This is a genomic window from Bradyrhizobium arachidis, from assembly GCF_024758505.1.
Classification (GTDB): domain Bacteria; phylum Pseudomonadota; class Alphaproteobacteria; order Rhizobiales; family Xanthobacteraceae; genus Bradyrhizobium; species Bradyrhizobium manausense_C.
This window is the reverse complement of record NZ_CP077970.1, coordinates 941,978-966,465: the sequence shown is the minus strand read 5'-3', so window position 1 is coordinate 966,465 and position 24,488 is coordinate 941,978. Positions and strand designations below refer to the sequence as shown.

23 protein-coding genes are annotated in these 24,488 nt (G+C 64.0%); 10 read left to right on the top strand and 13 right to left on the bottom strand.

Annotation, left to right across the window (positions count from 1 at the left end):
* Window positions 1-8: 8 nt before the first annotated feature.
* The gene (locus KUF59_RS04520) at window positions 9-794 is read left to right on the top strand and encodes an enoyl-CoA hydratase/isomerase family protein (RefSeq protein WP_212456949.1); all 786 of its coding nucleotides are present in this window, start codon (window positions 9-11) and stop codon (window positions 792-794) included.
* 223 nt (window positions 795-1,017) lie between these two features.
* On the opposite strand, the gene KUF59_RS04515 is transcribed toward KUF59_RS04520, so the two are convergent.
* Together KUF59_RS04515 and KUF59_RS04510 are read right to left on the bottom strand one after the other, a co-directional pair.
* Window positions 1,018-1,452 carry a DUF6157 family protein gene (locus tag KUF59_RS04515; RefSeq protein ID WP_212456950.1) on the bottom strand — a complete coding sequence of 145 codons (435 nt, stop codon included), beginning with the start codon at window positions 1,450-1,452 and terminating at the stop codon, window positions 1,018-1,020.
* Between the two features lie 23 nt (window positions 1,453-1,475).
* A complete protein-coding gene (locus KUF59_RS04510) occupies window positions 1,476-2,120 on the bottom strand; it encodes a glutathione S-transferase family protein (protein WP_212456951.1) in 645 nt (214 codons plus the stop codon).
* An 83-nt stretch (window positions 2,121-2,203) separates the two neighbouring features.
* On the opposite strand from KUF59_RS04510, the gene KUF59_RS04505 reads away from it, so the two are divergent.
* The 3 genes from KUF59_RS04505 (at window position 2,204) to KUF59_RS04495 (ending at window position 4,114) form a co-directional block, all read left to right on the top strand.
* The gene (locus tag KUF59_RS04505) at window positions 2,204-3,202 is read left to right on the top strand and encodes a helix-turn-helix transcriptional regulator (protein WP_212456952.1); all 999 of its coding nucleotides are present in this window, start codon (window positions 2,204-2,206) and stop codon (window positions 3,200-3,202) included.
* A gap of 136 nt (window positions 3,203-3,338) precedes the next feature.
* Window positions 3,339-3,572, top strand: coding sequence for a hypothetical protein (locus tag KUF59_RS04500; RefSeq protein ID WP_212456953.1), 234 nt, complete (start codon window positions 3,339-3,341; stop codon window positions 3,570-3,572).
* 146 nt (window positions 3,573-3,718) lie between these two features.
* The gene (locus tag KUF59_RS04495; RefSeq protein ID WP_212456954.1) at window positions 3,719-4,114 is read left to right on the top strand and encodes an endonuclease domain-containing protein; all 396 of its coding nucleotides are present in this window, start codon (window positions 3,719-3,721) and stop codon (window positions 4,112-4,114) included.
* A 106-nt stretch (window positions 4,115-4,220) separates the two neighbouring features.
* On the opposite strand, the gene KUF59_RS04490 is transcribed toward KUF59_RS04495, so the two are convergent.
* From KUF59_RS04490 to KUF59_RS04455, 8 genes are all read right to left on the bottom strand, one after another.
* A complete protein-coding gene (locus KUF59_RS04490) occupies window positions 4,221-4,919 on the bottom strand; it encodes a nitroreductase (protein WP_212456955.1) in 699 nt (232 codons plus the stop codon).
* A gap of 154 nt (window positions 4,920-5,073) precedes the next feature.
* Window positions 5,074-6,318, bottom strand: coding sequence for an acyl-CoA dehydrogenase (locus KUF59_RS04485; RefSeq protein WP_212456956.1), 1,245 nt, complete (start codon window positions 6,316-6,318; stop codon window positions 5,074-5,076).
* A gap of 108 nt (window positions 6,319-6,426) precedes the next feature.
* Window positions 6,427-7,674 carry an acyl-CoA dehydrogenase gene (locus tag KUF59_RS04480; protein WP_212456957.1) on the bottom strand — a complete coding sequence of 416 codons (1,248 nt, stop codon included), beginning with the start codon at window positions 7,672-7,674 and terminating at the stop codon, window positions 6,427-6,429.
* Between the two features lie 149 nt (window positions 7,675-7,823).
* Entirely contained in the window at window positions 7,824-8,951 is a 1,128-nt protein-coding gene (locus tag KUF59_RS04475; RefSeq protein WP_212456958.1) for an acyl-CoA dehydrogenase family protein, read from the bottom strand.
* A 157-nt stretch (window positions 8,952-9,108) separates the two neighbouring features.
* Window positions 9,109-10,980, bottom strand: coding sequence for an AMP-binding protein (locus KUF59_RS04470; RefSeq protein ID WP_212456959.1), 1,872 nt, complete (start codon window positions 10,978-10,980; stop codon window positions 9,109-9,111).
* A 41-nt stretch (window positions 10,981-11,021) separates the two neighbouring features.
* Window positions 11,022-11,828 (bottom strand): enoyl-CoA hydratase/isomerase family protein, encoded by an 807-nt coding sequence (locus tag KUF59_RS04465; RefSeq protein WP_212456960.1) that lies wholly within the window; start codon window positions 11,826-11,828, stop codon window positions 11,022-11,024.
* Between the two features lie 199 nt (window positions 11,829-12,027).
* Window positions 12,028-12,786 (bottom strand): SDR family NAD(P)-dependent oxidoreductase, encoded by a 759-nt coding sequence (locus tag KUF59_RS04460; RefSeq protein ID WP_212456961.1) that lies wholly within the window; start codon window positions 12,784-12,786, stop codon window positions 12,028-12,030.
* Between the two features lie 68 nt (window positions 12,787-12,854).
* Window positions 12,855-13,433: a TetR family transcriptional regulator gene (locus KUF59_RS04455; RefSeq protein ID WP_258769939.1), complete on the bottom strand. Its 579-nt coding sequence runs from the start codon at window positions 13,431-13,433 to the stop codon at window positions 12,855-12,857.
* Between the two features lie 233 nt (window positions 13,434-13,666).
* On the opposite strand from KUF59_RS04455, the gene KUF59_RS04450 reads away from it, so the two are divergent.
* Window positions 13,667-14,839, top strand: a complete 1,173-nt coding sequence (locus KUF59_RS04450) for an acetyl-CoA C-acetyltransferase (RefSeq protein WP_212456963.1) — start codon at window positions 13,667-13,669, stop codon at window positions 14,837-14,839.
* Between the two features lie 206 nt (window positions 14,840-15,045).
* Window positions 15,046-16,590 (top strand): acyl-CoA synthetase, encoded by a 1,545-nt coding sequence (locus tag KUF59_RS04445; protein ID WP_212456964.1) that lies wholly within the window; start codon window positions 15,046-15,048, stop codon window positions 16,588-16,590.
* A 214-nt stretch (window positions 16,591-16,804) separates the two neighbouring features.
* On the opposite strand, the gene KUF59_RS04440 is transcribed toward KUF59_RS04445, so the two are convergent.
* Both KUF59_RS04440 and KUF59_RS04435 read right to left on the bottom strand, forming a co-directional pair.
* Entirely contained in the window at window positions 16,805-17,773 is a 969-nt protein-coding gene (locus tag KUF59_RS04440; protein ID WP_212457421.1) for an IS110 family RNA-guided transposase, read from the bottom strand.
* A 332-nt stretch (window positions 17,774-18,105) separates the two neighbouring features.
* On the bottom strand, window positions 18,106-18,507 hold the full coding sequence (locus tag KUF59_RS04435) for a hypothetical protein (protein ID WP_249140125.1): 402 nt from the start codon (window positions 18,505-18,507) through the stop codon (window positions 18,106-18,108).
* Window positions 18,508-18,783: 276 nt separating this feature from the next.
* Between KUF59_RS04435 and KUF59_RS04430 the strand changes: the two genes are divergently transcribed.
* The 4 genes from KUF59_RS04430 (at window position 18,784) to KUF59_RS04415 (ending at window position 23,204) form a co-directional block, all read left to right on the top strand.
* Complete coding sequence (locus tag KUF59_RS04430) at window positions 18,784-19,938, top strand: alpha/beta hydrolase (protein ID WP_258768408.1); 1,155 nt, start codon at window positions 18,784-18,786, stop codon at window positions 19,936-19,938.
* Window positions 19,939-20,000: 62 nt separating this feature from the next.
* The gene (gene mbfA, locus KUF59_RS04425) at window positions 20,001-20,972 is read left to right on the top strand and encodes an iron exporter MbfA (protein WP_212456966.1); all 972 of its coding nucleotides are present in this window, start codon (window positions 20,001-20,003) and stop codon (window positions 20,970-20,972) included.
* Window positions 20,973-21,194: 222 nt separating this feature from the next.
* On the top strand, window positions 21,195-22,667 hold the full coding sequence (locus tag KUF59_RS04420) for an amidase (protein WP_258768407.1): 1,473 nt from the start codon (window positions 21,195-21,197) through the stop codon (window positions 22,665-22,667).
* 183 nt (window positions 22,668-22,850) lie between these two features.
* The gene (locus KUF59_RS04415; RefSeq protein ID WP_258768405.1) at window positions 22,851-23,204 is read left to right on the top strand and encodes a nuclear transport factor 2 family protein; all 354 of its coding nucleotides are present in this window, start codon (window positions 22,851-22,853) and stop codon (window positions 23,202-23,204) included.
* Window positions 23,205-23,378: 174 nt separating this feature from the next.
* Here KUF59_RS04415 and KUF59_RS04410 read toward each other — a convergent pair whose 3' ends face one another.
* Window positions 23,379-24,467: a Zn-dependent alcohol dehydrogenase gene (locus tag KUF59_RS04410; RefSeq protein WP_258768404.1), complete on the bottom strand. Its 1,089-nt coding sequence runs from the start codon at window positions 24,465-24,467 to the stop codon at window positions 23,379-23,381.
* Window positions 24,468-24,488 lie beyond the last annotated feature (21 nt).

Here is a 24,488-nt window from a genome sequence, read left to right as displayed (position 1 = left end):
AGACGACCATGTCCGATGCGGCCGAGACCGCCAGCCCTCCCGTGCTCGACATCGACGGCGCGCGCGCCACCATCCGCCTCAACCGTCCGCGGCATCTCAACCGGCTTCAGGCAGAAGACCTCGGCGAACTCGTCAAACTGTTCGACCGGATCGAGGCTGATCCCGCGATCCGCGTGCTGGTGCTGACCGGCACGGGACGCGCCTTCTCGGCGGGCTATGATCTCAACTCGGTCGCCGAACGCGTGGTCAGCGCCAGCGAGCAGCAGAGCGCGGGCTCGGCCTTCGAGGTCGTGGTCAACCGGCTGGAGGATCTGGGCGTGCCGACGATCTGTCGGCTCAATGGCGGGGTCTATGGCGGCTCGACCGATCTGGCGCTCGCCTGTGATTTTCGCATCGGCGTCGACACATCAGAGATGTTCATGCCGGCGGCGCGGCTCGGGCTGCACTACTACACGAGCGGCATCAAGCGTTACGTGACGCGGCTCGGCGTCGACAATGCCAAAAAGCTGTTCTTGACCGCGCAAAAGATCAGCGCGCCGGAAATGCTGCGCATCGGCTATCTCACCGCCATGGTGGCCGAGGAGCTTTTGGACGAAGAGGTCGACCGGCTTGCGACGGTTCTTGCCGGCAATGCGCCAATGGCGATGCGCGGCATGAAACGCGCCATCAACGAATTTTCCCGCGGCGAGCTCGACGAGGCGGCAGCCGACCAGCGTCACCGCGAGAGCATGCGCGGCGAAGAGATCAAGGAAGGCATCAAAGCGTTTGCGGAGAAGCGAGCGCCGAGGTTTTGAGGGCGGCGACCGTCAGGAGCGTACGCTGGCGCCTCACTCTCCGTGTCGTCCCCGCGAAGGCGGGGACCCATAACCCCAGGGAGAAGTTGTGGCGCGAGTTGACAGCCACGAGTCTTCGCCAAACTCCTCCCTGTGGGTATGGATCCCGGATCGGCGCGCGCTTAAGGCGCGCTTGTCCGGGGAGAGTGACGCTGCGCAGTCGCCACAAATTCAGCAGACCGCCTTACGCCCGCTTCGATCGCATCGCGCGGACCTGGGTGAGTTTGGGATCCTTGGCCAGCGCCTGGTAGCGCTTGCTGTCGACGGCGTAGATCGCGATGCGGCCTTCGCTGTCGGCGTGAATGCCCCAGCCAAAGCGCTTGCCGAGGCCGGAGGCGCGCATGCAGGCCTGGCCGCGGGAGAAGTACGCCTCGCGGGCCGCGCTCTTCTCCTGCTTGGTCGCCTTGGCGCCAAGCTCTCGGCCGGGCGCCGACGTCGCAAAAATCACGTCGTCGGACGTATAGGTATAGGGCGCGCTTGCGATCATCGCATATTGCAGGCCCGCGACCGTCGCGTTGCCCGCGCGCGGCGGCGGCTCCTCGCCGGTGCGCGCGGGACAATCTTCCGCAACCCGGATGAAGGTGTCGAAGCAGTCCGTCGTGTGCAGCGCCTTGCTCATGTGATCATCCAGGCCATCATGCATCAGCCGCCAGCCGCAGTCGCATGTTCCGCCGCCATCTTATCATCGTCCGCGTTGATGCGCTGATACGCCGGGCGCGATGCCATGCGCTCGGCATAGCGCACAAAAACATCCTTGCGCGGCACGATACCGAACATCATCGTCCAGGTGAAGGCGACGCCCCAGAGAACGTCAGCCGCCGTCATCCGCTCGCCCAGGAGATAGGGGCCTTTGGCGAGCTGCGTCTCCAGCGCGCCCAGCATGGTATCGTAGTCGGCATAAGGCGACTGCGTGATCGGCGCGGGCTCGCGCTGCATGAACTTGTCGATCATGGCCGGCTCGAACGAGGCGCCGTAATAGGCGATCCAGCGCAGATAAGGACCGCGCAACGGATCGTTCAGCGCGGGCGTAAGGCCGGCTTGCGGGAACAGATCAGCGAGGTAGATCGTGATCGCGACCTGCTCGGTGACCAGCGCGTCGCCATGACGGATCGCCGGCACCTTGCCGAGCGGATTGACGGAGAGATAGGCGGGCCGGCGCTGCTCGCCCGCCTTCATGTTGAGGACATGGAGATCATAGGGCGCGCCCAGTTCCTCCAGCAGCACCCGCGTGCCGGTGGCCCGGCTCTGCGGCGAGTAATAGAGGGTGACGCGGTCAGTCGTGGTCATCGGCGGTCTCCTTTTGATCTCGGCGAGCGCCCCTTATGCCGGCCCATACCTGACATCCTGTGTCAGGTATGGTTTAAGGGATCATGCGTGCGAGCCGGCTGCTGTCGATCCTCACCACCCTGCAGGCGCGGGGGCGCGTCACTGCGCCCGAGCTGGCTGACGCCTGCGAGGTGTCGGTACGCACGATCTATCGCGACGTCGATGCGCTCGCGGCGGCAGGCGTGCCCGTCTACGCGGATCGCGGCGCGGACGGCGGCTATCGCCTGCTCGACGGCTACCGGGTGCGACTGAACGGATTTTCGCCGCCGGAGGCCGAGGCGCTGTTCCTTAGCGGTTTGCCTGGGCCGGCGGCCGCGCTCGGCCTCGATGCCGCGATGGTGGCGGCGCAGAACAAGCTGATGGCGGCGCTGCCGCAGAATTTGCGCCAGACGGCCGGCCGAATGCAGGAGCGCTTTCATCTCGATGCACCCGGCTGGTTCGGCGAGACCGAAGAGCCAAAGCATCTGCGCGCCATCGCCGGCGCGCTGCTGCGCGAAAGCCCGATCAAGATCCGCTATCAGAGCTGGCGGGCCGAGAAGCAGCGGCGTGTCGCACCGCTCGGCCTCGTGCTGAAGGGCGGCAGCTGGTATCTCGCGGGTTCTGTCGACGGTAGCGTGCGCACCTATCGCGTCGCCCGCATCCTCGATTGCAGCGTGCTCGACGCGCGCGTCGAGCGCCCCGCCGATTTCGATCTCGCGGCCTATTGGCAGGCCGCCACGCTGCGGCTGGAGGCCGAGCTGCATCCGCAGGTCGCGAAAGTCCGGCTGTCGCCGTTTGGCATCAAACTGCTGGATGCGCTGAGCCAGCCTTATGTGCGCTCGCGCACGCGCATCGACGAGGCTGTCGACGCGGAGGGCTGGCGCATCGCGCATGTGCCTGTTGGCAAGACCGTGTGGCATGCTGCCGCAGAGCTGTTGCGCCTCGGGCCGGAGGCCGAAGTGCTGGAGCCGGCCGAGCTGCGCGAGAAGATGGTAGAGTTAACGCAAGCGATGGCGACGCGCTATCGGCAGCGCCCCGTCCGCGCGATGGCGCGAAAAGCCTGACGGCGCGCAACACGCGCGATCCCACGAAACAATCCTGAAACACGATTCCTGCCCACGCGAATGAACGCATCACGCCGTCGCGCCGACCGAGAAGCAGGGACGCAACAACGGCCTCGTGCCACACTGGAGAATGAAAATGTTTCGTAAGCTTGCTCTTGGACTGATCGCTGCCGGTTCGCTCGGCGCTGCCGCCCTCGCCCCCACCGCGGCCTCCGCCCACGGCTTCCATCATCACTGGAATCCCTATTGGGGGTTTGGCGGCGTCTACATCAACACCGGCGTCAGCAATTGCTACCAGGAGCGCCTGGTCCAGACCCGTCACGGCGTCCGCGTCCGCCTCGTGAACGTCTGCGGCTACACCGCGTTCTGATCCGACGACTTTTGCAACGAAGCCCCGGCCGCATGGTGGCCGGGGCTTTGTTGCTCTCTACTTCTGGGCGTGCTTCACTTCACCCTCCCCTGGAGGGGGAGGGTCGCTCGCGCGCAGCGCGGGCGGGGTGGGGTGAAGCCACACAGATGGTCTCGACAAAGATCCGCCGAGCAGCCGCGAAGAAACTGCGCGCGAATACGACGCCGCATGAACATCTGTTGTGGCGCGCACTGAAGACGCTTCCTGTCGATGGCACTCATTTTCGACGGCAGGCGCCGATCGGACCTTACGTCGTCGACTTTTTCTGCCCGGCAAAGCGGCTGATCATCGAACTCGACGGTGGCCACCACAACGACGATGAGACTGCTGCGCGTGACCACGAGCGGCAAAGATGGCTTGAGAAGGAAGGCTATCGCGTCCTGCGCTTCTGGAATTCGGACGTCATGGAAAACATGACCAGTGTGCTGGAGCGCATCTACATTGAATTATACGGCTCTTTGCAGGCGGATGTTACTCCTCTGAAGCACCTCCGTCGGAGATAGACCGTCACCCCACCCCGGCGCTACGCGCCGACCCTCCCCCTCCAGGGGAGGGTAAGTGAAGCGCAGCCGTTCGTCACAGGCAAGACTCGATTTGCCGAGACCGACTTCACTCGTCCAAGAACGTCACGGTATCCGCCACGCTCGCGCGCGAGGTTCGGTAGCTGTTGACCTTGTGGGCATGGTCGGCATAGCCGAACGAGATGCCGCAGACGACGCGGCGGTCGTCTGCTAGCTTGAAGTGACGACGGATCAGGCCGGAATGGCGCGCGAGCGCGGCCTGCGGAATGGTGCCGAGCCCGAGCGCCTGTGCCGCCAGCATGAAGTTTGAGACATAGGCGCCGCAATCGATCGCACCGTAGATACCGAGCGGCTCGTTGGTATGGATGACGGCGACATGCGGCGCGCCGAAGAAATTGTAATTCTCCAGCGCCTGTTTTGCGTAGGCCATCTTGTCGCCTCTGATGATGCCGAGCGTGTTGTAGAGTTGGAAACCGCTTTCGCGGCGGCGCTCCAGATAGACGCCGACATATTCGCGTGGCGGCGTGAAGTCGTGATCGTCCTTGGCGCCGGAGGCTGCTTCCGCGTAGATCGCCTTGCGAAAACGCTCCTTGGCCTCGCCGCTTGCGATCAGCACCTGCCAGGGCTGGCTGTTGCACCAGGACGCGGTGCGCTGCGCCGTCGTCAGCACGTGCGCGATGGTGGCGCGGTCGACCTCCTTGGCTAAGAAGGCGCGAACGGAGTAGCGCTCGTTGAGGAGCTCGTCGAGCACGCCGATGCGGTCGTTCTGGTTGACTTTTGCGTCCATGGATCAGCTCGCGTTGTTTTCTTCGTAGGGTGGGTTAGCCCTGCGGTCGCGCGAAGCGCAATCCGCTCGGCGTAACCCACCACTTCTGTCTCCGCGGAAATTAAGGAGGTGGGTTACGCTTCGCTAACCCACCCTACGATTCCGCGATTTGCGTCTAACGTCCCTTGATCGGGATCTTGTTGTACGGCACGTCCTTGTCGACTCGGATATCACCGGGCAGGCCCAGCACGCGCTCCGCGATGATGTTGCGCAAGATCTCGTCGGTGCCGCCGGCGATGCGCATCGAGGGCGAGGATAGCAGCATCTGCTGGAACTGGCCGTGCACGGTTTCCTCGTCCATGCCGGTGAGAACACCGGCCGCGCCCTGAAGGTCCATGGCGTAGGCGGCGATGTCCTGCAGCATCATGCCCGAGACCAGCTTGCCAATGGAGTTTTCCGGACCAGGACGCTCGCCCTTCGACAGCGCCGAGATCGCACGATAGCTGGTGTATTTCAGCCCGTTCGACTTCACTGCCCAGCTCGCGAGTTTTGAGCGCACGGCGGGATCGTCGATCGCAAGGCCATCCTCGAGCATCAGGTTCGAGCAGAAGTCGAACATTTCAGGGACGCCGGTCGCAAGCCGCGAGCCGATCGACATGCGCTCGTTCATCAGCGTGGTGAGCGAGACGTTCCAGCCGTCGCCGACGGCGCCAAGCCGCTGGCTGTCTGATATCACGACGTCGGTAAAATAGACCTCGTTGAACTCCTGCATGCCGTTGGCCTGCTTGATCGGCCGCACTTCGACGCCAGGGCTCTTCATGTCGAGGAAGAACATGGTGAGGCCCTTGTGCTTGGGCACGTTCGGATCGGTGCGCGCGATCAAGAGACCATAGTCGGAATAATGCGCGCCCGAGGTCCAGATCTTCTGGCCGTTGACAACCCAGTTGTCGCCCTTTTTCTCCGCGCGCGTGCGCAGGCCCGCCACGTCGGAGCCGGCCGACGGCTCTGAGAAGAGCTGGCACCAGATTTCTTCGCCTGCCGCAAGTTTTGGCAAATAGCGGCGCTTGGCATCCTCGCTGCCCCAGGCCATTACGGTCGGGCCGCACATGCCCTCGCCGATCTGGAACGGCTGCGTCAGCTTGCCGTAGACGCCCTCTTCCTGCTGCCAGATCACGCGCTCGATCGGGGTTGCGCCACGGCCGCCATATTCCTTCGGCCAGTGCAGGCAGGCCCAGCCGCCCTCGGCCTTCTTCTTCTGCCAGGCCTTGCCGACCTCGACCATGTCGTGCTTGGCGAGTCGGATGCGACCGAGCGAGGATCTTGACAGCTCCTCCTCAAATTCCTTCGGCGCGTTGGCGGCGACCCATTTGCGGGCGGTCTCGCGGAATTCGGCTTCCTGCGGGGTGTCGTCGAAATTCATGGCGGCTTCCTTTCTGTCATTCCGGGGCGCGCAACGCGCGAACCCGGAATCTCGAACCACAATCTCTGGATTCCGGGTTCGTCGCTGCGCGACGCCCCGGAATGACGGCTATCCTCTTCCCTTCGTCGGGATCTTGTTGAACGGCACGTCTTTGTCGACACGGATATCGCCGGGCAGGCCCAGCACGCGCTCCGCGATGATGTTGCGCATGATCTCGTCGGTGCCGCCCTCGACGCGCGTGCCGGGCGCACGCAGCAGCATGGCCTGGAAGCGGCCGGCGAGTTCGGCATCCTCCGGACCGCTGACGACGCCGGCGGCACCTTGCAGGTCGAGCGCATAGGTCGCGACGTCCTGGATCATCGAGCCCGCGACCAGCTTGCCGATGGAGTTTTCCGGACCGGGACGCTCGCCCTTCGACAACGCCGAGATCGCGCGCATGCTGGTGTAGCGCAGACCGCTCGCCTTCACCGCCCAGTTCGCAAGCTTCGAACGAACGGCGCGGTCCTCGATCGCGGGACCATCGTCCAACATCAGGCTGGAGCAATAGTCGAACAGCTCCGGAAAACCGGTTGAAACACCGGCGCCGATCGACATGCGCTCGTTCATCAGCGTGGTCAGCGAGACGTTCCAGCCGTCATTGACCTCACCGAGGCGCTGATGGTCAGGGATACGCACGTTGGTGAAATAGACCTCGTTGAAGTCGGAGGCGCCGCTCGCCTGCTTGATCGGCCGCACCTCGACGCCGGGGCTCTTCATGTCCAGGAAGAACATGGTGAGGCCCTTGTGCTTGGGCACGGTCGGATCGGTGCGGGTGAGCAGGATGCCGTAGTCCGAGTAATGTGCGCCCGAGGTCCAGATCTTCTGGCCGTTGATGACCCAGTTGTCGCCGTCCTTCTCCGCGCGCGTGCGCAGCCCTGCGACGTCGGAGCCGCCGGCGGGCTCGGAGAACAGCTGGCACCAGACCTTTTCGCCCGAGGCGAGCGGCGGCAGATAGGTGCGCTTATGCTCCTCGCGCGCGAACGCCATCATGGTCGGCCCGCACATGCCGTGGCCGATGATGAACATGCCGGAGAGCTTTCCGAACGGACCCTCTTCCTGCTGCCAGATCACGCGCTCGATCGGCGACGAGCCGCGGCCGCCATATTCCTTGGGCCAGTGCAGGCAGGCCCAGCCGGCATCGGCCTTCCTCTTCTGCCAGGCTTTTGCGACCTCGAGAATGTTGGCGTTTTTCAGTTGCGTGCGACCGAGCGAGGATTTTCGCAGCTCCTCCTCGTATTGCTTGGGCGCATTCGCCGCGATCCAGGCGCGCGCGGTGGCGCGGAACGCGGCTTCCTGCGGGGTGTCTTCGAAGTTCATTGCGGTTCTCTCGTCTTCCGTAGGGTGGGTTAGCCGAAGGCGTAACCCACCACTTCTGTAAACTGTCGTTCGCGGCCCGATGGTGGGTTACGCCTCGCGGTTTGCGCTTCGCGCAATCCGCGGGGCTAACCCACCCTACGCACCTATCTTTACGCCGCGTTCTTCTTGCGCATGCGGTCGATCAACTGGTCTTCCCAGTAGGACAGGCTGCCGAGCCCGAGCGCCATCGCGTTGGCGCGGCGGTAGTACATGTGGCAGTCGAACTCCCAGGTGAACCCCATGCCGCCATGAACCTGGATGTTGTTCTTGGCGCAGTGCTGGAACGCCTGCGTCGCGCTGATGCGCGCGGCAGCCGCGGCTTCCGGCAACTCCGACGCATTGGTCGAGAGCGCCCAGGCGCCGTAATAGCTGTTGGAGCGCGCCAGCGTCGCCGACACATACATGTCGGCGAGCATGTGCTTGACCGCCTGGAACGAGCCGATCGGACGGCCGAACGCGATACGGTCGAGCGCGTAGTCGCGCCCCATCTCCAGCGCGCGATCGGAGCCGCCGACCTGCTCGAAGGCGCAGAGCACGGCGGCGCGGTCCAGCACCTGCGAAAGGATGCTCCAGCCTTCACCAGCCGCGCCCAGCGGCTCGGCCTTGGTGTTGTTGAAGGTGAGCTCGGCCTGGCCTCGGGTCGGATCGAGATTGGTGAGGTTTTTGACCTCGACGCCGCCGTCCTTGAGGTCAACCAGGAACAGCGAGATATCGCCGTCGCGTCCGCCCGAGCCGGTGCGCGCGGCAACCACCGCAAAGTCGGCGATCGCGCCGTCCGCGACCGGCTTCTTCACGCCGGTGAGCGTGCCGCCTGACGCGGCGAGCTTGATGTTCTTCGGCGACGGATTGCCCTTGCCTTCGAACAGCGCCAGCGTGCCGATCGCCTCGCCCGAGGCGACGGCCGGCAGCCACTTCTTCTTCTGCGCGTCGCTGCCGGCGATCAGCAACGCTTCGGCGGCGAGATAAACGGTGGAGGAGAACGGCACCGGCGCATTGGCGCGGCCCATCTCCTCGGCGATCACGCACAGCTCGAGATGGCCGGCGCCCGCGCCGCCAAACTCTTCGGGGATCGCGACACCGAGAAAGCCCATCTCGGCGAGGCCCTTCCAGAGCTCCTTGTCGTAAGGAGCCTTGCCGTCGAGCACGACACGCACCGCCTTGGGCGAGCATTTTTCAGCGAGGAATTTGCGCGCCTGATCGCGGAGCTGCTTTTGGTCGTCAGAGAAATCGAAATTCATGGCGGGCTACCTTTTATTCGTTGTCATTGAGACCGTCATTCCGGGGCGCGACGAAGTCGCGAGCCCGGAATCCATTTTACCGCGCGTTTTGCGGCCCGATGGATTCCGGGCTCGCGCTGCGCGCGCCCCGGAATGACGAATTGAGAGAGCGTCGTGTTCATTTCAGCACGATCACATCCTGATCCGGCTTGTCGGCATAGAGCCGCTCGACCAGGGCAGCGCGGCGCTCGAGGCCGGCGCGCTGATTGATGTAGCCCTTGTCGGTGAGCTCGTTGCCGTCGATCGAGGGCGGCTCGACCATCAGCATGGCGCGCGCGATGATGCGGCTCGACGCGCCTTCGCACTCCTTGTTGTGCGCCTCCAGCCCGCGCCTGAAGCAGGCGATCACCTCGGGATGTTTTACGGCATCCTCAAAACTGAGGTCGGGATTGCCGACGAGCTGACGGCAGGCGTGCAGGTTCGGCCAGGCGAGCAGCCCGATGAACGGACGGTCCTGCCCCGCGACCAGCGCGTCATGCACGACCGGCGTTGCCGCCGCGATCGCGTCGGTGCGGAGCGAACCAACATGGACGAAGGTGCCTGTGGTGAGCTTGAAATCCTCGACCACGCGGCCCGCGAAGATGATGCCCTGCACCGGGTCCTTGTCGTCAACGAAAATGCCGGCGTCGCCGATGCAGTAATAACCTTCCTCGTCGAACATCTTCCTGGTCAGCTCGGCCTGGCCAAAGTAACCGGGCGTGACGTTGACGCCGCGCAAGCGCAGTTCGTATTTCGAGCCGCACGGCACCATCTTCAATTCGACGCCGGGGAACGGCAGGCCGATCAGGCCGACGCGCTCGGTGTCCCAATAGGTGCCGGTCGAGGTCGGCGCGGTCTCGGTCGAGCCCCAGCCGGTGTAGAACACGATGCGTTCGCCTGTCGTCTTCACCGCGAGCGCCTGCATGCGGTCGTAGAGATCGTCGGGCAGGCGCGCGCCGCCATAGGCCATGATGGAGAGGTTCTTGAAAAAGGAGCGGCAGAGCGCCTCGTCTTTCTCCATCGCCGCCGCGAGCGCGGCATAGCCGGCGGGCACGTTGGCGTAATAGGTCGGCGATATCTCGTGCAGATTGCGCAGCGTCTCCTCGAACTGGCCCGGCATCGGCCTTCCGTCGTCGATATAGAGCGTGCCGCCATCGACCAGGATCGGATGGAACGCGGCGTTGCCGCCCATGGTGTGGTTCCACGGCATCCAGTCGAGCATGGTCGCGATGGGGCCGTCAGGAGAGCGCGGACGGACCTGCATCATCATGGCAGCGTTGGCGCACATCATCGCTTGCGTGTTGATGACGGCTTTGGGCATGCCGGTCGAACCCGAGGTGAACAGCAGCTTGCCGACGGTGTCGGGCGTGATCTTTGCGATCGAGGCGTCGACATCCTCCGTCACGGGCGTCGCCGCGAGCTCGGCAAAGCTGACGCTCTTGATGCCGTCGCAAGGACGCACAACGTGAACGACGGTGACGCCGGTGAGGTCGATCGCCCTGACCGCCTTCTCAAAGGTCGGGCCGTCCTGCACCATCACGACGGCCGGCTTGATCAGGTCGAACAAATATTTCAGCTTGACGTGATCGTGGCTCATCAGCGAGTAGGCCGGCGACACCGGCGCTGCCGGCGCGCGCGCCTGCATCGCGGCCTGCGTCATCAGCGCATGCTCGATCGAATTGCCGGAGAGGATCGTGACGGGACGCCCCTCGATGCCGAGATTGAGCAGGCCTTGCGTCAGCGCATCCACTATCCGCTTGGCTTCGCCGTAGGAAACTTTCCGCCACGCGCGCTCAGGACCGCCGCGCTGCGCGAGCCAGATGCGCTCGGGTGCTTCCTTCGCCCATTTCGCGAGCGAGGCCGGGATATGCTTCTCGTAGGCCTGCAGCGGAATGCGCGACTTCAACACGACCGTGCCGTCGGCGCGCCGCTCGACGTCGATGTCGCGCGCGATCCACTCGACCTTGCGAAAGGCGGGCTTCGTCATCACCGCCGCCGCATTCCCACCCATTTTGCGTCTCCCGGAATTATTGTTCTTTGCGGGTCTTGTCGTCAGCGCCTGATATAGACAGGCTTTCGCTTCTCAAGGAAGGCCCTGATGCCTTCCGAAAATTCTTCCGAGCGGCTGCACAGAACCTGGTTGCGATCCTCCATCGCGATCGCAGCTTCCAGCGACCCCGCATCGACGCTCATGTTGAGGCATTCCTTGGAGAGGCGTAGGCCGGTCGGCGACGCCGTCATCATCGCTTCGACATAAGGTTCGGCAGCCGCCTCGAGCTTGTCCTCATCGACGACCTCGGAGACGAGGCCGACGGCAAGCGCGCGCTCGGCGCCGATGAAGCGGCCGGTGAGGATCAGTTCCGAGGCCACGGACACGCCGACGAGGCGCGGCAGGAAATAGCTGGTGCCGATGTCGCAGCCGCCGAGGCCGAGCTTGATGAAGGCGCAGTTCATCCGCGTCGATTTTGTCGCGATGCGGATGTCGGAGGCGAGCGCCAGCGCAAAACCGCCGCCGGCGGCGGCACCCTGCACCAGCGAGATGATCGGCTGCGGACAGCGCCGCATCAGCATCACGATGTCGGCGATGCGCCGCTGCGAGTCCAGGGACTCCGTGATGCCGGGCGGCTCCTGCTGCTTGGTGCGGCGCGCCATCGCAGCTTTCAGATCAAGGCCGGCGCAAAAGTTCTTGCCGGCGCCGCGCAGCACGACGACGCGGGTGTCGCGGTTGCGCTGGAGCCCCTGGAAATAGACGTTGAGCGCATCGATCAGCGCGGGATCGAGCGCGTTCAGGCTCTCCGGGCGATTGAGCGTTACCCGGTCCACGCCGTCATCGTGCTCGATCAGCAGCGGTTGGGACATGCGAGCCTTCCTCCATCCGCAACGTTGGTGCCCTTCTTACCCTCCCCTGGAGAGGGAGGGTCGGCTCATATTGAGCGCAGCGGAATATGAGACGGGGTGGGGTGAAGGTCTCTCCACATCGAACGCTGCCCGTGTTGAGAGATCACCCCACCCCGGCGCTTCGCGCCGACCCTCCCCCTCCAGGGGAGGGTAAGAGCGATTACCTTGGCGCCATGCGGATCGCGCCGTCGAGGCGGATGGTTTCGCCGTTGAGCATGGCGTTCTCGACCATGTGCACGGCGAGCGCGCCGTATTCCTTGGCATCGCCGAGACGCGAAGGATGCGGCACCTGGGCGCCGAGGCTCTTGCGGGCCTCCTCGTTCAGACCCATCAGGAGCGGCGTGAAGAACAGGCCGGGCGCGATGGTGTTGACACGGATTTTTTGGCTCGCGAGGTCGCGCGCGGCCGGCAGGGTGAGGCCGACGACACCGCCCTTCGACGCGGAGTAGGCGATCTGGCCGATCTGGCCTTCATACGCAGCAACGGACGCCGTGTTGATGATGACGCCGCGCTCTTCACCGATCGGCTCGATCGTGGCGAGACGCTCGGCGAACAGACGCAGGCAGTTGAACGTGCCGATCAAATTGACGTTGATGATGCGCGCGAACTTTTCGAGCGGGTAGACGCCGTCGCGGCCGACGATGCGCTGCGAGCCGCCGATGCCGGCGCAGTTCATCAGCACGCGGGCGACGCCGTGCGCGGCTTCCGCCCTCGCGATCGCGGCCTTGATCTGCTCCTCAGAGGTGACGTCGGCGTGCAGGGCAATGCCCTTCACTTCGGCGGCGACCTTCTCGGCGTTTTCCTTGTTCTGGTCGATGACGCCAATCTTGGCGCCCTTGGCGGCCATGGCGCGGGCGGTCGCCTCACCGAGGCCTGAACCACCGCCGGTGATGAGAACGGCTACATCTTTCAACTGCATTGTTAAGTTACCTTTCCTTGACCTTTTCCTTGGGCGTTTCTTCTCTGGACTTGGGAGTTGTGGCCGGATCATCCGGCCGCGACGGCCTCCTCGGCTTGCGTGAGGATGCCGCCGCAGATCAGCGTTTCCATGTGCTTGATGTATTGCCGGCAGACTTCATCGGTGACCGGGCCGACGCCGGTCGCGCGGGACATCGCGTGCCGGCCGAAGAACAGGTGATCGCAGGCGCCGATCAGGCTGGTGTAGAACAGCACCGGATCGGTCTGGCGGAACTCGCCGCGGTTGACGCCTTCGGCGAGCAGCCGGCGATGAAAATCCAGAAGCGGCGCGACGAAGAATTTTGAGACCTCGTCGGCGGAACTCGCATTGGTCTCGTGCAGGAGATAGTGGATCAGCCGGTTCATGTAGGGGAACCGGTAGTAGGCGCGGATGATGCCGCCGATATGCAGCTTCAGCTTCGCGGTCGGCGTGATCGGCTGCGACAGCAGATATTCGAGATTGGAGAGCTCGGTCCCGGCATCGCGCGCGAGCAGCGCCAGCAGCAGCCCGTCCTTGTTACCAAAATGGTACTTTACCAGCGCAGCGTTTGCTCCCGACTTCTGCGCGATGTCGCTGAGCGAAATCTCGATCGAGGAGCGTTCGATCATCAGCTCGCTCGCGGCCACGAGCAGCTTCTCTGCCGTGGAATTCTTCGCTGGCGGGAGCCTGTTCGGTACGCTGGTAGTCACGGAGATCCCTGTCTGGCCGAAAGAGGCCGCAGATAAGCGCAAGCAGCGCCTCACCACAAGAGTTAATTGATCGATTGACTAAATGAGGGGCGCCCCCTTAAATCCGCCCCCGACAACCCAACCCCAATCAGAATAAACAGGGAGAAACCGAAATGGCCGAGGCTTACATCGTCGCCGCTGCGCGGACCGCGGGCGGGCGCAAGGGGGGCCGCCTCGCCGGCTGGCATCCGGCCGATCTCGCCGCAAAGGTGCTGGATGAGCTGGTCGATCGCACCAAGGTCGATCCGGCCCTGGTCGAAGACGTCATCATGGGCTGCGTGATGCAGGTCGGCGAGCAGTCGAACAACATCGCGCGCAACGCGGTGATGGCCTCAAAACTTCCCGAGAGCGTGCCGGGCACCTCGATCGACCGGCAGTGCGGCTCCTCGCAGCAGGCGCTGCACTTTGCGGCACAGGCCGTGATGTCCGGCGCGATGGACGTGGTGATCGCCGCCGGCGTGGAATCGATGACCCGCGTGCCGATGGGCCTGTCCTCGCAGCTTCCGGCCAAGAACGGTTTTGGCAATTACAAGAGCCCCGGCATTGAGCAGCGCTATCCGAACATCGTGTTCAGCCAGTTCACCGGCGCCGAGATGATGGCCGAGAAGTACGGCCTGTCCAAGAATGAGCTGGACGAATATTCCTACAACAGCCACCAGCGCGCGATTGCGGCGACGCAAGCCGGTCACTTCAGGAAGGAGATCGTGCCGCTCGAGATCGTCAGGGCCGACGGCTCCAAGGACACCCACCACATCGACGAAGGCATCCGCTTCGACGCCACACTCGAAGGTATCAAGGGCGTCAAGCTGATCGCCGAGAACGGCAAGCTCACCGCGGCGAGCGCCAGCCAGATCTGCGACGGCGCCTCCGGCGTCATGGTCGTCAACGAGCGCGGATTGAAGCAGCTCGGCGTAAAACCGATCGCGCGCATCCATCACATGACCATGACCGGCGGCGATCCCGTGATCATGCTCGACGCCCCGCTGCACGCCACCAACAAGGCGCTGGAGAAGGCCGGCATGAAGATCGACGACATCGACCTGTTCGAGGTCAACGAGGCCTTCGCTTCGGTGCCGACCGCGTGGCTCAAGACCACCGGCGCCGATCCTAACAGACTCAACGTCAATGGCGGCGCGATTGCGCTCGGCCATCCGCTCGGCGGCTCCGGCACCAAGCTGATGACCACGCTGGTCCACGCGCTCCAGCAGCGCGGCAAGCGCTACGGCCTGCAGACCATGTGCGAAGGCGGCGGCATGGCGAATGTGACGATCGTGGAGCGGCTGTAGGCTGCAGCCACACTAACGGTGTCGTCCCGGACAAGCGCGCCTCAAGCGCGCGCCGATCCGGGACCCATAACCACAGGCCTTGTGGTTATGGCGAACTGGAGCCCCATCGCGTTTCAACAACCAAGGCCTGTGGTTATGGATCCCGGCCCCCCGTGCGCAATTGCGCACTAGGCCGGGATGACACCTTATATGTTGCGAGACCTCGCATGACTCACCCCTCCGTCTACGCGCGCACCACACCGAACAAGATCGCCTATCAGATGGCATCGACCGGCAAGGCGATCACCTATCGCGAGCTCGACGAGCTCTCGAACCAGGGCGCGAACCTGTTCCGCTCGCTGGGCCTGAAGGCGGGGGATCACATCGCGCTGCTGATGGAGAACCGGCTCGCCTTCATGGAGATCTGCTGGGCCGCACAGCGGAGCGGGCTCTATTACACCGCGATCAGCCGCTATCTGAAGCAGGACGAGATTGACTACATCGTCAAAGACTGCGGCGCCAAGGTTGTGATCACGACGCCGAAATGCGCCGACCAGATCAAGGGGCTGATCACGGGCGCAAAGGGCGAACCCGTTTTCTACATGATGGACGAGCCGCTGCCCGGCTTCCGCTCCTACGACAGGGAGGCGGCCGCGCAGCCGACGATGCCGATCGCGGACGAGGTCGCGGGCTACGACATGCTGTATTCGTCGGGCACGACCGGCCGTCCCAAGGGCGTCAAGAAGGAGTTTGAAGGCAAGCCGATCGACGAGCCGAACGCGTTCCTGAAGGTGCTGTGCGCCGACATGTGCGGCATGAATTCGGACAGCACCTATCTCTCGCCGGCGCCGCTCTATCACGCAGCTCCCCTGCGCTTCAACATGACGGCGATCACGCTCGGCGGCACCTCCATCATCATGGAGCATTTTGACGCCGAGGAATTTCTGAAGCTGGTCGAGAAATACAAGGTGACGCAATCGCAGCTCGTGCCGACCATGTTCGTACGCATGCTGAAGCTGCCCGACGAGGTCCGCAACCGTTACAACGTCTCCACGCTGAAGGGCGCAATCCACGCCGCCGCGCCCTGCCCGGTCGACGTCAAGGCCAGGATGATCGAGTGGTGGGGACCGATCCTGATCGAGTATTATGCGGGCTCCGAAGGCAACGGCGTCACCGTCTGCAACTCGCAGCAGTGGCTGGAGCATCGCGGCAGCGTCGGCCGCGCCGTGGTCGGCAAGATCAAGATCCTGGACGAGAACGACGAGGAGCGCCCCATTGGCGAGATCGGCACGGTCTATTTCGCCGACGCGCCGGTCTTCTCCTATCACAATGATCCCGACAAGACGAAGAAGGCCTACAACGCCAAGGGCTGGTCGACGCTCGGCGACGTCGGCTATCTCGACCAGGACGGCTTCCTGTTCCTGACCGACCGCAAGTCCTACATGATCATCTCCGGCGGTGTGAACATCTACCCGCAGGAGACCGAGGACGTGCTGATCACGCATCCAGAGGTCGCCGACGTCGCCGTGTTCGGCGTACCGAACGAGGAGATGGGCGAAGAGGTGAAGGCGGTGGTGCAGCCGCACGACATGAAGCGCGCCGGCAAGGACCTCGAGGCCGATCTGATCGCCTACTGCAAGACGCGCCTCTCCGCGATCAAGTGCCCGCGCTCGATCGATTTCGAAGCCGAGCTGCCGCGCACGCCCACCGGCAAGCTGGTGAAGCGGCACCTGCGCGACAAATACTGGCCGAAGACGGCGGTGAAGATTTAGGGCGTGGCTTCGTAGCAACCATTAAATGGCGGCTGTGCTTTACGCCGTTTAGTCGTCGGCGTCTGTCATGATGACGCCGTGCTCGCGTCCGTCAAGGCGTGGCCTGGCGGCAGATCGCGTGAAGTTGGGGCAAACGACGGCCATCCTTGACGGACGCTGCGCGCGACGTCGTGAGGGGCCGTAGGTCGGGACGAAGAAACGCGTCCCGGTCGAACTAAGAAACAGAGAATGATCCCGCCGGCGGTTCGCCGCACCATGGCGTGCCGCGAGCTACCACCGTGTTGGCGAAGATGAGCATCTTCCTGGCGCAGGCAACGAGCGCGCGCTTGTGTTCCTTTCCGGCTGCGGTCAGCCTCCGGTAGAGCTGGATGAGCTGCGGATTCCATCGAAACGATGCAGCCAGTGAAGCGGTATAAAGAGCGCGACGCAGCCGCTTTCGTCCGCCCTCGATATGCCGAACACCGACCTGGTCGCCGCTGTCGTCGTCATAGGGCGCAAGGCCGGCGAGAGCGACAGCTTGCTCCCGCGTGATCCGGCCGATCTCAGGCAGACGCACCAGGATGGCAACGGCGGTCGGCAGCCCGATGCCGGCGACGCTGTTGATCAGCGCGAGCCTCCTGGCAAGGTCGGGATGCTTGCAGATCGAGGCGACCAGAGCCTTGAGTGCGGCCTTCTCACGTTGCTCCAGGCGAGCGATATCCTCGTGCCAGAGCTGGTTAATCCTCACATTGCGGCAGCTCTCGATCCTGTTCTTGAGGCGCGCGATATCCTCGCCGATCTGATCGATCATGGTCAGTTGCTCGGCGAACGGCAGCAACCGAGGATCGGGAGCGGCATGGATCTTCCGCACCGCTGCGGTGCAGGCTGCGATAAGAGCGGCATCGATCTTATCGTTCTTGGCCCGCTGCAAGTGGAATTTGGCATAAGCCCGGACCTGGGCCGGCTGGAACACCACAACCACAAACCGCTTGCGCCGCAGTTCGGCGACGACCGGCTGTTCGTAACCGCCGCTCGCCTCGATGCCAATGCGTTTGACGCGATGCTGTCGCAGCCACGCCGACAAAGCCTCGTGACCTTCCGACGTGTTCTCCACCTGCAGCGGCTCGCGGCGGCCTTCGATCGCCACATCAAGCTTCCGTTTGCCGGTATCGATACCGGCACAGATCGTGATATGCTTGACCATCTTCGTCGATCCCTCCCTTGTTATGCGAACCTAAAGTTCGTTCAACCATTCGGGTCCCGATGAAGTGCCGGTCGCGATCTCGCTACGTCAGACAGCCCTCAAGGCTTCGATGGGTACCGATCCGATCGAACGGCGGCCCAGCTCGGGCGGCCACCCGGGCTGGGCCATTCCTCACGGAACGGCTCAATATAAGCGATCGGGCTAATACAAGGGTGGGTTAGCTTCGCGGAGTGCGCAAAGCGCAATCCGCTAGGCGTAACCCACCTCTTTGGTCTCCGCGGTGAGAGAAGCGGTGGGTTACGCCTTCGGCTAACCCACCCTACGCGCAACGGTCAGAGCGAAGTCGCTGGCGTGCATGTCGCGGATGACGCCGCGCGCAGATGCAACTGCCCCCGTCGCCCAGAGTCGGTTGTAACCCACTGGGCGTCGATTTGCTGAAGGTCTTCCGACAAAGTGCCGCGATGGCTACCACCGGTCTCGAAAGACGCGATCCCCTCAGGCGACCGCTCGAAAATCTCCACTTGACGATCGGACAACCTGACGAACATTCGGACTTTTATCTTCGTCACCTGGCGGCCGGCTTCGTACACACCACATCCAAGCGCTTCCGCATTCCGTTCGTTGAGAGATCGCACCGACTCGAACGTGATGACGACATTCTGCACCACTGCGTCGCCATCCCACTGAAATCCGCCGACATACGCGCGCGGCAATTTCTCCGTCAAATCGTTCATCTCCACCGCATGCGCAATAGGGCAAGGAAGGAGAGCTGCGGTCAGGAGCATGACGCAGAGGCCCGAAAACCGGCTGTTCAGATTTTGAAACCTCGACAAATGCATGCTTCCTGCACCCTTTGAACCCAGTTGCAATCATTCGACCGTCCCGAGAAATCAGCGATCCGAAACCTCCGCTGTTGTCCTCCGAGACAAGCATAGGTAGCATTCGGCATCCCGCGGCGGACTGTCAAGCGCAGTGCATGTGCGGCAAGGCTAATCCAGGTCACCCGCAACATGGCTTCCCTCCCCGCCGTCCCCCTGCCCGCCGGCATCCGCTCCCGATACGTCGATGGCATCAACGGCTTGCGCGTGCACGTGCTCGAAGCGGGCTTCGAGACGCGCGGGCGGCGTTGCGTGCTGCTGCTGCACGGTTTTCCGGAGCTTGCCTTCTCCTGGCGCAAGGTGATGCCGGCGCTGGCTGCGGCCGGCTATCACATCATCGCGCCGGACCAGCGCGGTTATGGCCGCACCACCGGATGGACGGCGGATTACGACGGCGACCTCGCGCCCTTCAGGCTGTTCAACCTGGTGCGCGATGCGCTCGGGCTGGTGTCGGTGTTCGGCTACAAGAGCGTCGATGTCGTCGGGCACGATTTTGGCAGCCCGGTCGCGACCTGGTGCGCGCTGATGCGGCCCGACGTATTCGCCTCGCTGGTGATGATGAGCGCGCCGTTCGGCGGCGCGCCGCCGCTGCCGTTCAACACGGTCGACGCACCGGCCAAGCCGCAAGCCGACGATCCCGTGCACCGCGAGCTCGCCGCACTGCCGAGGCCGCGCAAGCATTACCAATGGTACTATGCGACACGCGCGGCCGACGCCGACATGCATCGCGCGCCGCAGGGCGTGCACGATTTCCTGCGCGCCTACTATCATCACAAGAGCGCTGATTGGGCCGACAACAAGCCCTATCCGCTAAAATCCTGGTCGGCGGGTGAGCTGGCCAAGCTGCCGACCTATTATGTGATGGACGCCGGCGAGACCATGGCGGAGACGGTGGCGAAGGAGATGCCCTCGGCTGCCGCGATCGCCGCCAACACATGGCTGCCGGACAGCGAGCTTGCGTTCTACAGCGCCGAGTATGCGCGCACCGGATTCCAGGGCGGGCTGCAATGGTATCGCTGCGGCACCACAGGCGTCTTCAACAACGAACTGCAACTGTTTTCCGGCCGCACCATCGACGTGCCGTCCTGCTTCATCTCCGGCAAGCAGGATTGGGGCACGTATCAGCGCCCCGGCGTGTTCGAGGCGATGCAGAGAGCTGCGTGCACCAACATGCTCGGCTGCCATCTCGTCGATGGCGCCGGCCATTGGGTGCAACAGGAGCAGCCGGCCGAGGTGAGCCGGCTGTTGCTCGACTTCCTCGCGCGGGCGCACGCATCGGCGGCATGATTTGACCCGGCAACCGCGTGTCCTGTATAGTTTAGAACCATTCTAAATTATGTGAGACGCGCGTGAAGAACTTTGCCGATCTGACCGAGCGCGAGGTGCTGGCGGTGGCGATTGCCTCCGAGGAGGAGGACAGCCGCATCTACATGACCTTCGCGGAGGATCTCAGGGAGCGCTATCCGGACTCGGCAAGAATCTTCGAGGAGATGGCCGAGGAGGAGCGCGGCCACCGGCATCGCCTGCTGCAACTCTACGAGCAGCGCTTCGGCCCGCATCTGCCGCCGATCCGACGCGACGACGTCAAGGGTTTCCTGAAACGCCGCCCGATCTGGCTGACCAAGAACCTGCCGCTCGACACCATCCGCAAGGAGGTCGAGACGATGGAGCTGGAGGCTGAGCGCTTCTACGCGCGCGCCGCCGATCAAGCCGAGGACGTCGGCGTGCGCCGGCTGCTCGGCGATCTCGCGGAGGAAGAGAAGCATCACGAGAATCTCGCCGTGAAACTCACCGGCGAAATCCTCAAGCCCGATGTACGCGCCGAGGAAGATCGCACGCGGCGGCGCATGTTCGTGCTGCAGTACGTGCAGCCCGGTCTCGCCGGCCTCATGGACGGATCGGTTTCGACGCTGGCGCCGCTGTTCGCAGCCGCCTTTGCCACGCATCAGAACTGGCAGACGTTTCTGGTTGGCCTCGCAGCCTCGATCGGTGCCGGCATCAGCATGGGCTTTGCGGAAGCGCTGTCCGACGACGGCTCGCTCACCGGCCGCGGCTCACCCTGGCTGCGCGGCATCACCTGCGGCCTGATGACGACGCTCGGCGGGCTCGGCCATACCATGCCATACCTGGTGCCCGACACCTGGGCCAACGCATTCTGGATCGCGACCGCCATTGCCTGCATCGTCGTGTTCTTCGAGCTCTGGGCGATCGCCTATATCCGCGCGCGCTACATGGACACGCCGTTCCTGCAGGCCGTGTTCCAGATCGTGCTGGGCGGGGCCATCGTTCTCGCGGTGGGCATATTGATCGGGGCGGCGTAGAGGTCTTCGCACACACTCCGTGTCATCGCCCGCGAAAGCGGGCGATCCAGTATTCCAGAGACAGCGCTGTCGAATCGAGAGGCCGCGGCGTACTGGATCGCCCGGTCAAGCCGGGCGATGACCACCACCTTTGTTTTCGTTGCACATCAACCGCTGTCAAACGCCAGTTGCGACTTCCGGCCAAACTGAGCATCATCCTTCCAACGAGAGCAGGAGAATGCCGTGGCCAAATCGAAATGGAGTTTTGCGAGCGCAGTCGAACTGTCGGCCGCGCTGAACGCCAAAAAGGTTTCCTCGGTCGAGCTGACCGAGGACGCCATCGGCCGTATCGAGCGCCACGACGGCAAGATCAATGCGGTCTGCGTGCGCGATTTCGACCGGGCGCTCGCAGCCGCGCGCGAGGCCGATGCCGCGATCGGACGCGGCGAGCGGAAGCCGCTGCTCGGCCTTCCCATAGCAATCAAGGAATCCTTCAACATCGCGGGCCTGCCGACGACCTGGGGCTACCCGCCGCAGAAAAATTTCAAGCCGGCGGAAGACGCGCTTCCCGTGACGCGGATCAAGGACGCCGGCGGCGTGATTCTCGGCAAGACCAACGTGCCGGTGGGACTTGCCGACTGGCAGAGCTACAACGACATCTACGGCACGACCAACAATCCTTTCGATCTCGGCCGCACGCCGGGCGGTTCATCCGGCGGATCGTCGGCTTCGCTTGCGGCCGGCTATTGCGCGCTCGCGACGGGCTCGGACATCGGCGGCTCGCTGCGCACGCCGGCCTTTCATTGTGGCGTCTTCGCGCACAAGCCGACCCTCAATCTCTGCGCTGCGCGCGGCGAGACCCCGCCGCCATTTCCAGCGCTCCCCCGCGTCGACGACCTCGCCGTCATCGGGCCGATGGCGCGCACCGCCGCGGATCTCACCTTGCTGCTCGACGTGATGGCCGGGCCCGACCCGTTCGAAGGCGGAGTCGCCTACCGCCTTGAACTGCCAGCCACGCGCCATCAAGCGCTGAGGGATTTCAGGGTACTCGTCATCGACAGCCACCCGCTGCTGCCGACCGACGAGGACGTCCGCGGCAGCATCGAGAAGCTCGCGGCCGGCCTCACCCGCGTCGGCGTCACGGTTGCACGCGAAAGCCCGCTATTGCCGGACTTTGCGGTCACCTCGCGTCTCTATTCGCGCATGCTGCTCGGCTTCCTCGGCGCATTCTTCCTGCCCGACGTCTATGCCGGCGCGCAGGCAGGCGTGAGCCAGCTTTCAGCCGACGACAGGAGCCTTGGCGCCGAGCGCCTGCGCGGCATCACCGCGAGCCACCGCGCCTGGATCCTCGATGCCGGCGCCCGCATCGGCCTGCGCGCGCAGTGGCGCGCGTTGTTTGGGAGTTTCGATGCGGTGATCTGTCCGATCATGCCGACACCGGCCTATCCGCACGATCACAGCCCGGAACAGGACGATCGGCGCATCAATATCGACGGCAAGGACTATCCTTACTCCGACCAGCTCGCCTGGCCCGGCATCGCGACGCTGCCTGGCCTGCCGGCAACGGCCGTGCCGCTCGGGCTGTCGAAGCAGGGCCTGCCGCTTGGCGTGCAGATCGTCGGCCCGTTCCTGGAAGACCGTACGCCGCTGAAGCTCGCGGAGTTGATCGAGCAAGAGTTCGGCGGGTTCGTGCCGCCGCCAATGTTCGATGACTAGTGCTTCCCGTCATTGCGAGCGAAGCGAAGCAATCCAGGAATGCATCCGCGGCAATAGTCTGGATTGCTTCGTCGCAAGGGCTCCTCGCAATGACGGAGCAAGATGGCTTCGAGATTCCGGGTTCGCGCGTCGCGCGCCCCATTGCGCACTTGCGCAATGGGGAATGACGAACGGGAGGAAACAATGAACAAGGACCTCGAAGAGCTCACCGCGCTCAATCGCGACTACGTCGCCTCCGTGCAGAACTGCGACGTCAAGCGCTTCGACGAGATCCTCGCACCGGAGTTTTATTGCTCCAATCCCGACAAGACACTGGTCGATCGCGCTGCGTTCCTCGAGCAGACGGCGCGGCCGATCGCGATCCGCAATCTGCATGCGCATGACGTGGTGATCCGCATCCTCGGTGACTTCGCCATCATCCACGCCGCGACCAGCTACACCACGGCCGATGGCCAGCAGGCGACCGGCCGCTATACGGATTGCTGGGCGAAGCAGGACGGAAAATGGCTCGCGGTATCAGCGCATGTGTCGCGGTAAGCCACACTCTCGGCTGTCATGCCCCGGCTTGACCGGGGCATCCAGTACGCCGCGGCCTTTCCGTATCACTCGCCGCCTCTGGAATACTGGATCGCCCGGTCAAGCCGGGCGATGACACCTGAGTTCTGGGCTGCGAGGTGCCCGCTCGCGCGAGCGATGACACCGTCGCTGGTGCTAGCTATCGAATACGATCACGCTGCGCAGCGTCTTGCCAGCCTTCATGTTGGCAAAGCCTTCGTTGATCTCCGACAGTTTCAGCTTGGCCGAGATCCAGTCCTCCAGATGCAGCCGGCCGCGCAGGTAGAAGTCGACCAGGCGCGGCATGTCGACGCGAAAATGGTTCGAGCCCATCGACGAGCCCTGGATCTTGCGCTCGCGCAGGAAGTCGAAACCGTGCAGCTCGATCTTCTGGCCGAACGGGATCATGCCGACGATGGTGGCGGTGCCGCCGGGCGCCAGCATGCCAAAGGCCTGCTCTGCCGTCTCTTTCCGGCCGAGCACCTCGAAGGAGTGATGCACGCCGCCGCCGGTGAGCTCGCGCACCTGCTGGATCACGTCGCCATTGCGGGGATCGACGACGTCGGTCGCCCCTAACTTGGTCGCGAGCTGCAGTTTTGCGGGATTGGTGTCGATCGCGATGATGCGGCCGGCGCCGGCGATCTGCGCGCCGTTGATCGCGGCCATGCCGACGCCGCCGCAGCCGATCACCGCCACGCTCTCGCCGGCCGTGACTTTTGCGGTGTTGACGACGGCGCCATAGCCGGTGATGACGCCGCAGCCGATCAGAGCGGCGAGATCGAGCGGCATTTCCTTCTTGATTTTGACGATGGCGTTCTCGTGAACCAGCATCTGCTCAGCGAAGGACGAGAGGTTGAGGAATTGATGCAGCTTCTCCGAGCGCGACCATTGCATACGGTTGGAAGCGCCGGGCAGCATCTTCACCGTCGTGTCGGTGCAGAGCACGGTACGTCCGGTCGTGCAATTGTCGCAGGTGCCGCAGAACACCGAGAGGCAAGTGACGACGTGATCGCCCGGCTTCACGTAAGTGACGTCGGAGCCGACCTGCTCGACCACGCCGGCCGATTCATGGCCGAGCACCGCGGGCAGCGGATGTGGATAGAGGCCTTCCATGAAGTGCAGGTCGGAGTGGCAGAGGCCGGCGACGGACGTGCGGATCAAGACCTCACGCGGGCCGGGCTTTGGCAGGCTGACATCCTCGATGACCAGCGGCTTGTTGACTTCATAGAGGACGGCGGCCTTCATCGAGCACTCCCTGTGGCTTTT

Coding starts and splice junctions, on each gene's coding strand:
- KUF59_RS04520 (WP_212456949.1), top strand. CDS start 9: ATGTCCGATGCGGCCGAGACCGCCAGCCCTCCCGTGCTCGACATCGAC.
- KUF59_RS04515 (WP_212456950.1), bottom strand. CDS start 1,452: ATGAGCAAGGCGCTGCACACGACGGACTGCTTCGACACCTTCATCCGG.
- KUF59_RS04510 (WP_212456951.1), bottom strand. CDS start 2,120: ATGACCACGACTGACCGCGTCACCCTCTATTACTCGCCGCAGAGCCGG.
- KUF59_RS04505 (WP_212456952.1), top strand. CDS start 2,204: ATGCGTGCGAGCCGGCTGCTGTCGATCCTCACCACCCTGCAGGCGCGG.
- KUF59_RS04500 (WP_212456953.1), top strand. CDS start 3,339: ATGTTTCGTAAGCTTGCTCTTGGACTGATCGCTGCCGGTTCGCTCGGC.
- KUF59_RS04495 (WP_212456954.1), top strand. CDS start 3,719: ATGGTCTCGACAAAGATCCGCCGAGCAGCCGCGAAGAAACTGCGCGCG.
- KUF59_RS04490 (WP_212456955.1), bottom strand. CDS start 4,919: ATGGACGCAAAAGTCAACCAGAACGACCGCATCGGCGTGCTCGACGAG.
- KUF59_RS04485 (WP_212456956.1), bottom strand. CDS start 6,318: ATGAATTTCGACGACACCCCGCAGGAAGCCGAATTCCGCGAGACCGCC.
- KUF59_RS04480 (WP_212456957.1), bottom strand. CDS start 7,674: ATGAACTTCGAAGACACCCCGCAGGAAGCCGCGTTCCGCGCCACCGCG.
- KUF59_RS04475 (WP_212456958.1), bottom strand. CDS start 8,951: ATGAATTTCGATTTCTCTGACGACCAAAAGCAGCTCCGCGATCAGGCG.
- KUF59_RS04470 (WP_212456959.1), bottom strand. CDS start 10,980: ATGGGTGGGAATGCGGCGGCGGTGATGACGAAGCCCGCCTTTCGCAAG.
- KUF59_RS04465 (WP_212456960.1), bottom strand. CDS start 11,828: ATGTCCCAACCGCTGCTGATCGAGCACGATGACGGCGTGGACCGGGTA.
- KUF59_RS04460 (WP_212456961.1), bottom strand. CDS start 12,786: ATGCAGTTGAAAGATGTAGCCGTTCTCATCACCGGCGGTGGTTCAGGC.
- KUF59_RS04455 (WP_258769939.1), bottom strand. CDS start 13,433: ATGATCGAACGCTCCTCGATCGAGATTTCGCTCAGCGACATCGCGCAG.
- KUF59_RS04450 (WP_212456963.1), top strand. CDS start 13,667: ATGGCCGAGGCTTACATCGTCGCCGCTGCGCGGACCGCGGGCGGGCGC.
- KUF59_RS04445 (WP_212456964.1), top strand. CDS start 15,046: ATGACTCACCCCTCCGTCTACGCGCGCACCACACCGAACAAGATCGCC.
- KUF59_RS04440 (WP_212457421.1), bottom strand. CDS start 17,773: ATGGTCAAGCATATCACGATCTGTGCCGGTATCGATACCGGCAAACGG.
- KUF59_RS04435 (WP_249140125.1), bottom strand. CDS start 18,507: ATGAACGATTTGACGGAGAAATTGCCGCGCGCGTATGTCGGCGGATTT.
- KUF59_RS04430 (WP_258768408.1), top strand. CDS start 18,784: ATGGCTTCCCTCCCCGCCGTCCCCCTGCCCGCCGGCATCCGCTCCCGA.
- KUF59_RS04415 (WP_258768405.1), top strand. CDS start 22,851: ATGAACAAGGACCTCGAAGAGCTCACCGCGCTCAATCGCGACTACGTC.
- KUF59_RS04410 (WP_258768404.1), bottom strand. CDS start 24,467: ATGAAGGCCGCCGTCCTCTATGAAGTCAACAAGCCGCTGGTCATCGAG.